Raw genomic sequence first — 218 nt, 5'->3', positions numbered from 1 at the left:
GGAAACGCCCGGCGCGTTAGCCCGCCATCAAACGACACTTCGAGTATCAGTCTTAACGTCGAACCATCGGTTAGGTTAATGAGGTAATCATCCTTTGAAACCGTCGTAGCTTGGGCGCCCGGACTGCTGATCTCATACCCTTGCCAACCGGGCAGGTCCAGATTGCTGGAGCCTTCGAGTCGCATCCACATCTTTTGCCCGACCGCGATAAATGGCCA

1 pseudogene is annotated in these 218 nt (G+C 55.0%); it reads right to left on the bottom strand.

Annotated elements, in window-relative coordinates:
- Positions 1-218, bottom strand: a pseudogene (locus tag QMX88_RS29425) (hypothetical protein); the annotation flags it as partial.

It is taken from the genome of Pseudomonas sp. PS02290 (genome assembly GCF_029960075.1).
Taxonomy (GTDB): domain Bacteria; phylum Pseudomonadota; class Gammaproteobacteria; order Pseudomonadales; family Pseudomonadaceae; genus Aquipseudomonas.
The sequence above is the reverse complement of the archived record's forward strand: the minus strand, read 5'-3'. Positions and strand labels throughout refer to the sequence as shown.